1 protein-coding gene, 2 tRNA genes and 3 rRNA genes are annotated in these 6,212 nt (G+C 49.3%); all 6 read left to right on the top strand.

From position 1 onward, the window contains the following. The first annotated feature begins 266 nt into the window (after window positions 1-266). The 6 genes from HMPREF2865_RS02475 (at window position 267) to HMPREF2865_RS02450 (ending at window position 6,190) form a co-directional block, all read left to right on the top strand. Window positions 267-1,807: ribosomal RNA gene (locus HMPREF2865_RS02475) — 16S ribosomal RNA — on the top strand. A gap of 105 nt (window positions 1,808-1,912) precedes the next feature. Further along, a tRNA-Ile gene (locus HMPREF2865_RS02470) sits at window positions 1,913-1,989 on the top strand. A gap of 5 nt (window positions 1,990-1,994) precedes the next feature. Further along, a tRNA-Ala gene (locus HMPREF2865_RS02465) sits at window positions 1,995-2,070 on the top strand. A 348-nt stretch (window positions 2,071-2,418) separates the two neighbouring features. Continuing rightward, a 23S ribosomal RNA gene (locus HMPREF2865_RS02460) occupies window positions 2,419-5,307 on the top strand. Between the two features lie 94 nt (window positions 5,308-5,401). After that, a 5S ribosomal RNA gene (gene rrf / locus HMPREF2865_RS02455) occupies window positions 5,402-5,515 on the top strand. The 16S, 23S and 5S rRNA genes sit together here with 2 tRNA genes alongside, the layout of an rRNA operon. 387 nt (window positions 5,516-5,902) lie before the next feature. Then, complete coding sequence (locus tag HMPREF2865_RS02450; RefSeq protein ID WP_070645400.1) at window positions 5,903-6,190, top strand: ComEA family DNA-binding protein; 288 nt, start codon at window positions 5,903-5,905, stop codon at window positions 6,188-6,190. The last annotated feature ends 22 nt before the right edge of the window (window positions 6,191-6,212 follow it).

Here is a 6,212-nt window from a genome sequence, read left to right as displayed (position 1 = left end):
TTGTGAGGCGTATAGTTCGGTTCTTCGCTGCTGACGCGGTGAAGAAAACGAAGCAGACAGTATAACACAGTTAGTTAAAATTTTCGATAATTTTAGTTGACATTTGCTAAATGTACTGTATAATTCGATTCGCTCTTTAAAAAACAGATTACCGATAAGTGTGAGTGCATTAGGCCTCACACTGTTTGAAAGATAGACAAGATGATGTTTTAGACATTGTTCTGTCGGTTTCTTTGAAGCAGACCAGAAGTTATAAGTTAGAGATTGAACATAAGAGTTTGATCCTGGCTCAGATTGAACGCTGGCGGCATGCTTTACACATGCAAGTCGGACGGCAGCACAGAGAAGCTTGCTTCTTGGGTGGCGAGTGGCGAACGGGTGAGTAATATATCGGAACGTACCGAGTAATGGGGGATAACTAATCGAAAGATTAGCTAATACCGCATATTCTCTGAGGAGGAAAGCAGGGGACCTTCGGGCCTTGCGTTATTCGAGCGGCCGATATCTGATTAGCTAGTTGGTGGGGTAAAGGCCTACCAAGGCGACGATCAGTAGCGGGTCTGAGAGGATGATCCGCCACACTGGGACTGAGACACGGCCCAGACTCCTACGGGAGGCAGCAGTGGGGAATTTTGGACAATGGGCGCAAGCCTGATCCAGCCATGCCGCGTGTCTGAAGAAGGCCTTCGGGTTGTAAAGGACTTTTGTCAGGGAAGAAAAGGCTGTTGCTAATATCGACGGCTGATGACGGTACCTGAAGAATAAGCACCGGCTAACTACGTGCCAGCAGCCGCGGTAATACGTAGGGTGCGAGCGTTAATCGGAATTACTGGGCGTAAAGCGAGCGCAGACGGTTACTTAAGCAGGATGTGAAATCCCCGGGCTCAACCTGGGAACTGCGTTCTGAACTGGGTGACTAGAGTGTGTCAGAGGGAGGTAGAATTCCACGTGTAGCAGTGAAATGCGTAGAGATGTGGAGGAATACCGATGGCGAAGGCAGCCTCCTGGGATAACACTGACGTTCATGCTCGAAAGCGTGGGTAGCAAACAGGATTAGATACCCTGGTAGTCCACGCCCTAAACGATGTCAATTAGCTGTTGGGCAACTTGATTGCTTAGTAGCGTAGCTAACGCGTGAAATTGACCGCCTGGGGAGTACGGTCGCAAGATTAAAACTCAAAGGAATTGACGGGGACCCGCACAAGCGGTGGATGATGTGGATTAATTCGATGCAACGCGAAGAACCTTACCTGGTCTTGACATGTACGGAATCCTCCAGAGACGGAGGAGTGCCTTCGGGAGCCGTAACACAGGTGCTGCATGGCTGTCGTCAGCTCGTGTCGTGAGATGTTGGGTTAAGTCCCGCAACGAGCGCAACCCTTGTCATTAGTTGCCATCATTTAGTTGGGCACTCTAATGAGACTGCCGGTGACAAGCCGGAGGAAGGTGGGGATGACGTCAAGTCCTCATGGCCCTTATGACCAGGGCTTCACACGTCATACAATGGTCGGTACAGAGGGTAGCCAAGCCGCGAGGTGGAGCCAATCTCATAAAACCGATCGTAGTCCGGATTGCACTCTGCAACTCGAGTGCATGAAGTCGGAATCGCTAGTAATCGCAGGTCAGCATACTGCGGTGAATACGTTCCCGGGTCTTGTACACACCGCCCGTCACACCATGGGAGTGGGGGATACCAGAAGTAGGTAGGGTAACCGCAAGGAGCCCGCTTACCACGGTATGCTTCATGACTGGGGTGAAGTCGTAACAAGGTAGCCGTAGGGGAACCTGCGGCTGGATCACCTCCTTTCTAGAGAAAGAAGAGGTCTGATGCATTCACACTTATCGGTAAACTGTAAAAGATGCGGAAGAGAAAAGCTTGAGTGAAGACAAGATTCGCTTAAGAAGAGAATCCGGGTTTGTAGCTCAGCTGGTTAGAGCACACGCTTGATAAGCGTGGGGTCGGAGGTTCAAGTCCTCCCAGACCCACCAAGAACGGGGGCATAGCTCAGTTGGTAGAGCACCTGCTTTGCAAGCAGGGGGTCATCGGTTCGATCCCGTTTGCCTCCACCAAGAACTTTACAAATCAAAGGAAGCCTGCTATATTTAGCAGCTTATTTTGATTTGCGAAGTGAAATATCGACGCATCGATCTTTAACAAATTGGAAAGCCGAAATCAACAAACAAAGACAATGAGTTTGTTTTGATTTTTTATTCTTTGCAAAGGATAAAAAATCTCTCGCAAGAGAAAAGAAAATAAACACAGTATTTGGGTGATGATTGTATCGACTTAATCCTGAAACACAAAAGGCAGGATTAAGACACAACAAAGCAGTAAGCTTTATCAAAGTAGGAATTTCAAGTTTGCTTCCCTAGTCAACGGGTAGGCAAACGAAGTCAAAGAGGTTCTTGAAATGATAGAGTCAAGTGAATAAGTGCATCAGGTGGATGCCTTGGCGATGATAGGCGACGAAGGACGTGTAAGCCTGCGAAAAGCGTGGGGGAGCTGGCAATAAAGCTATGATCCCGCGATGTCCGAATGGGGAAACCCACCTCTTAGGAGGTATCCTTATCTGAATACATAGGATAAGCGAAGCGAACCCGGAGAACTGAACCATCTAAGTACCCGGAGGAAAAGAAATCAACCGAGATTCCGCAAGTAGTGGCGAGCGAACGCGGAGGAGCCTGTACGTAATAACTGTCGAGATAGAAGAACAAGCTGGGAAGCTTGACCATAGTGGGTGATAGTCCCGTATTCGAAATCTCAACAGTGGTACTAAGCGTACAAAAAGTAGGGCGGGACACGTGAAATCCTGTCTGAATATGGGGGGACCATCCTCCAAGGCTAAATACTCATCATCGACCGATAGTGAACCAGTACCGTGAGGGAAAGGCGAAAAGAACCCCGGGAGGGGAGTGAAATAGAACCTGAAACCTGATGCATACAAACAGTGGGAGCACCCTTGTGGTGTGACTGCGTACCTTTTGTATAATGGGTCAACGACTTACATTCAGTAGCGAGCTTAACCGAATAGGGGAGGCGTAGGGAAACCGAGTCTTAATAGGGCGAATAGTTGCTGGGTGTAGACCCGAAACCGAGTGATCTATCCATGGCCAGGTTGAAGGTGCCGTAACAGGTACTGGAGGACCGAACCCACGCATGTTGCAAAATGCGGGGATGAGCTGTGGATAGGGGTGAAAGGCTAAACAAACTCGGAGATAGCTGGTTCTCCCCGAAAACTATTTAGGTAGTGCCTCGAGCAAGACACTGATGGGGGTAAAGCACTGTTATGGCTAGGGGGTTATTGCAACTTACCAACCCATGGCAAACTAAGAATACCATCAAGTGGTTCCTCGGGAGACAGACAGCGGGTGCTAACGTCCGTTGTCAAGAGGGAAACAACCCAGACCGCCAGCTAAGGTCCCAAATGATAGATTAAGTGGTAAACGAAGTGGGAAGGCCCAGACAGCCAGGATGTTGGCTTAGAAGCAGCCATCATTTAAAGAAAGCGTAATAGCTCACTGGTCGAGTCGTCCTGCGCGGAAGATGTAACGGGGCTCAAATCTATAACCGAAGCTGCGGATGCCAGTTTACTGGCATGGTAGGGGAGCGTTCTGTAGGCCGATGAAGGTGCATTGTAAAGTGTGCTGGAGGTATCAGAAGTGCGAATGTTGACATGAGTAGCGATAAAGCGGGTGAAAAGCCCGCTCGCCGAAAGCCCAAGGTTTCCTACGCAACGTTCATCGGCGTAGGGTGAGTCGGCCCCTAAGGCGAGGCAGAAATGCGTAGTCGATGGGAAACAGGTTAATATTCCTGTACTTGATTCAAATGCGATGTGGGGACGGAGAAGGTTAGGTTAGCAAGCTGTTGGAATAGCTTGTTTAAGCCGGTAGGTGGAAGACTTAGGTAAATCCGGGTCTTCTTAACACCGAGAAGTGATGACGAGTGTCTACGGACATGAAGTAACTAATACCACGCTTCCAGGAAAAGCCACTAAGCTTCAGTTTGAATTGAACCGTACCGCAAACCGACACAGGTGGGCAGGATGAGAATTCTAAGGCGCTTGAGAGAACTCAGGAGAAGGAACTCGGCAAATTGATACCGTAACTTCGGGAGAAGGTATGCCCTCTAAGGTTAAGGACTTGCTCCGTAAGCCCTGGAGGGTCGCAGAGAATAGGTGGCTGCGACTGTTTATTAAAAACACAGCACTCTGCTAACACGAAAGTGGACGTATAGGGTGTGACGCCTGCCCGGTGCTGGAAGGTTAATTGAAGATGTGCAAGCATCGGATCGAAGCCCCAGTAAACGGCGGCCGTAACTATAACGGTCCTAAGGTAGCGAAATTCCTTGTCGGGTAAGTTCCGACCCGCACGAATGGCGTAACGATGGCCACACTGTCTCCTCCTGAGACTCAGCGAAGTTGAAGTGGTTGTGAAGATGCAATCTACCCGCTGCTAGACGGAAAGACCCCGTGAACCTTTACTGTAGCTTTGCATTGGACTTTGAAGTCACTTGTGTAGGATAGGTGGGAGGCTTTGAAGCAGAGACGCCAGTCTCTGTGGAGCCGTCCTTGAAATACCACCCTGGTGTCTTTGAGGTTCTAACCCAGACCCGTAATCCGGGTCGGGGACCGTGCATGGTAGGCAGTTTGACTGGGGCGGTCTCCTCCCAAAGAGTAACGGAGGAGTTCGAAGGTTACCTAGGTCCGGTCGGAAATCGGACTGATAGTGCAATGGCAAAAGGTAGCTTAACTGCGAGACCGACAAGTCGAGCAGGTGCGAAAGCAGGACATAGTGATCCGGTGGTTCTGTATGGAAGGGCCATCGCTCAACGGATAAAAGGTACTCCGGGGATAACAGGCTGATTCCGCCCAAGAGTTCATATCGACGGCGGAGTTTGGCACCTCGATGTCGGCTCATCACATCCTGGGGCTGTAGTCGGTCCCAAGGGTATGGCTGTTCGCCATTTAAAGTGGTACGTGAGCTGGGTTTAAAACGTCGTGAGACAGTTTGGTCCCTATCTGCAGTGGGCGTTGGAAGTTTGACGGGGGCTGCTCCTAGTACGAGAGGACCGGAGTGGACGAACCTCTGGTGTACCGGTTGTAACGCCAGTTGCATAGCCGGGTAGCTAAGTTCGGAAGAGATAAGCGCTGAAAGCATCTAAGCGCGAAACTCGCCTGAAGATGAGACTTCCCTTGTGGTTTAACCACACTAAAGAGTCGTTCGAGACCAGGACGTTGATAGGTGGGGTGTGGAAGCGCGGTAACGCGTGAAGCTAACCCATACTAATTGCTCGTGAGGCTTGACTCTATCATTTGAAGAACTTCAAAGATAAAAGCTTACTGACTGATTCAGTCATCACCAAATAATTGATTAAGGCTTTACCGATTTGTAACAGTTTAAGTTTGGCGGCCATAGCGAGTTGGTCCCACGCCTTCCCATCCCGAACAGGACCGTGAAACGACTCAGCGCCGATGATAGTGTGGTTCTTCCATGTGAAAGTAGGTCACCGCCAAACACCCATTCCGAAGCCCCCGACTGATGTCGGGGGCTTTTTACATGCCTGTCAGTTCTGTCGGTTTGACGATAGGAGGTAGGGTAATGGGTGCAAGGATATTGATGAACCGATACCCATTCCGATGCCTATTGAGTGTTCGTGCATGCTTGTTGTTTAAATTAAAGGATGACAACTCTGTTGTTATTCTTGAACAAAAGTACCGAAAGTTACGGTTAACTGTTTAGAATATTTGAAATAAAATGATATTTGCGTTAATATGGCGTAAGCATTTATGCGGGTATGGGCTGTTGCCCTATCTGCGTATGTGACAGTGTTTACAGAGTGGAATAAAACCATTCGGTAGACTTCCTGACTGATTCAATCAAATATGTTATGGGAAAAAATCTGATGAAGAAATTTTTATTTGGTGCATTTGCCGCCGTCTGTGCAGCATTCTCTTTGGCCGCCGTGAACATCAATACCGCATCTTCTGCCGAACTGGAGGCTTTGCCGGGTATCGGTCCGGCTAAGGCGAAAGCGATTGTGGAATACCGTCAGAAGAACGGTGCGTTCAAATCGGTGGAGGAGCTGAAAAACGTGAAGGGCATCGGTGATGCGGTACTGAACAAATTGAAGGCGGAGGCGACGGTTTCTCCTGCAACGCCTAAGGCCGCACAGCCTGCCGTGAAAAAATAAGCCTGACGGTTAACTGCCGTAT

Source organism: Neisseria sp. HMSC073G10 (assembly GCF_001812605.1).
Lineage (GTDB): Bacteria > Pseudomonadota > Gammaproteobacteria > Burkholderiales > Neisseriaceae > Neisseria > Neisseria subflava_A.
The sequence above is the reverse complement of the archived record's forward strand: the minus strand, read 5'-3'. Positions and strand labels throughout refer to the sequence as shown.